The sequence below is a fragment of the Streptomyces pathocidini genome (genome assembly GCF_001418495.1).
GTDB classification, from domain to species: domain Bacteria; phylum Actinomycetota; class Actinomycetes; order Streptomycetales; family Streptomycetaceae; genus Streptomyces; species Streptomyces pathocidini.
In genome coordinates, this window is record NZ_LIQY01000719.1 from 1 (window position 1) to 1,962 (window position 1,962).

At 73.6% G+C, this 1,962-nt stretch carries 2 protein-coding genes and 1 pseudogene; all 3 read right to left on the bottom strand.

Going from position 1 to position 1,962, the window contains the following annotated elements; translation table 11 throughout:
* On the bottom strand, nucleotides 1-747 hold a 747-nt coding region (locus AOK16_RS24785; protein ID WP_107098448.1), incomplete at its 3' end, for a coenzyme F420-0:L-glutamate ligase.
* Nucleotides 744-1,724 carry a 2-phospho-L-lactate transferase gene (gene cofD / locus AOK16_RS24790; RefSeq protein WP_055474319.1) on the bottom strand — a complete coding sequence of 327 codons (981 nt, stop codon included), beginning with the start codon at nucleotides 1,722-1,724 and terminating at the stop codon, nucleotides 744-746. The genes cofD and AOK16_RS24785, both read right to left, overlap by 4 nt.
* A gap of 45 nt (nucleotides 1,725-1,769) precedes the next feature.
* A pseudogene (locus AOK16_RS26205) lies at nucleotides 1,770-1,962 on the bottom strand (cysteine dioxygenase); the annotation flags it as partial.

The following is a 1,962-nucleotide window of genomic DNA, read 5'->3' on the forward strand; positions in this document are numbered from 1 at the left end:
GCGCCCGTTCTCGCCGCGCCCGTTCTCGCCGCGCCAACTCTCGTCGCGCCCGTTCTCGCGGGGCCCGGGCCCGGCTTCGTCGGCGGAGGAGACGACATGCGGTAGTCCTCGTACCACTGCGACCGGCAGTCCGTCCGCCTTGCCCTTCACCAGGTCGCCCGCGGCGGCCAGTTCGTCGGCGGTGGCGACGACGGTCGCGCTCAGCGGATTGCCGTAGGTGTCCGTCCCGCCGCGCAGATCGTCCAGCACGCGGACGCCCGCCGCGCCGATCGCGACGTCCGTCAGCCCGTTGCGCCACGGCCGCCCGAAGGTGTCGGTGACCACGACACCGACGTCCACGCCGAGCACCTCGCGCAGGCCGTCGCGGATGCGCCGGGCGGAGGCGTCCGGGTCCTCCGGCAGCAACAGGACGGTACCGGCAGGGGTGTTGGAGGCGTCGACCCCGGCCGCGGCCATGACGAAGCCGTGCCGGGTCTCGACGATCCGGGTCGGCCCGCGCCGGGCCACGACCCGTACGGTCTCGGCGTCTATCGCCGCCTCGCGGTCCGCCGCCTCGACGATCCGCCCCTCGGCCTTGCTCACGATCTTCGACGTGACGAGCAGGATGTCGCCGTGCGCGAGCCCGGGAAGCCCGCGCGCGGTCGCCGCGTCGGCGACGAGCTTGGCCAGGTCGTCCCCGTCCCGCACCTCGGGGAACCCGGGCAGTGCCCAGACCTGGTACGAGGGCGCCTCGCCACGCGGGTTCACGCCCGCACCTCCTCGGCCAGGGCGAGCGCCTCGCCCGCCATCCGCGCGGCCGCCTCGACGTCCGTCATCATCAGCGGCACGGCCCGGCAGCGGATGCCCGCCGCCTCCACCTCGTCCACCACGGCGGCGTCCACGGTGTCGACGAGCCAGCCGTCGAGCAGCCCGGAGCCGTAGTGCTGGGCGACGGCCGTGGCCGTGGACTCGACGCCGACGGCGGCCAGCACCTTGTCGGCCATGCCGCGCACGGGCGCGTTCCCGACGATGGGGGAGAGTCCGACGACCGGGACCCCGGCGTCGGCGATGGCCTCGCGGATGCCGGGCACGGCGAGGATGGTGCCGATGCTGACCACGGGGTTGGAGGGCGGGAAGAGCACGACGTCAGCGTCGGCGATGGCCTCCAGCACCCCGGGCGCGGGCTTGGCCTGCTCCGCGCCGACGGGCACGACGGCGTGCGCGGGCACGGAGGCGCGCAGCCTCACCCAGTACTCCTGGAAGTGGATCGCCTTGCGCTCGCCGGCCTCCGCGGCGGAGCCGCTGTCCGGCACGGTGACGGCAACGTGGGTCTCCACGCGGTCGTCCGTCATCGGCAGCAGCCGCACGCCCGGCTTCCAGCGCGCGCACAGCGCCTCGGTGACCGCGCTGAGCGGATAGCCCGCGCCCATCATCTGCGTACGGACGATGTGGGTGGCGAAGTCGCGGTCGCCGAGGCCGAACCACTCGGGCCCGACGCCGTACGCCGCCAACTCCTCCTTGACGGCGAAGGACTCGTCGGCGCGCCCCCAGCCCTGCTCCTCGTGGATGCCGCCGCCGAGGGTGTACATCACGGTGTCGAGGTCGGGGCAGACCTTGAGGCCGAAGAGATGGATGTCGTCGCCGGTGTTGCCGATGACGGTGATGTCCGCGTCGGGAACGGCCGTCTTGAGGCCACGGAGAAAGCGGGCGCCACCAATGCCGCCGGCAAGAACCACAATGCGCATGAAGGACAGTTTGTCAGGCGGTGCTGACAGACAGAGACGGAGCTGTCAGCGCGAAGCGGTCTCCACGGCCTCCGCGGCCGCCACGGCCCCTGCCGCGGAGGCCGCGCACCGCGCCGCGTGCATCGGCATCTCGGTCAGCCCGGGGAAGTAGACGTGCAGGCTGACAGCGGGGGCGAGCGCGTCGTTGACGACCTCGTGGACGTAGCCGGGGGCGAACACGCGCTGCGCCCCGGCGGCG

Bases quoted from the DNA above. Each gene is read 5' to 3' on its own strand.
- cofD (WP_055474319.1), bottom strand. From the start codon at position 1,724: ATGCGCATTGTGGTTCTTGCCGGCGGCATTGGTGGCGCCCGCTTTCTC.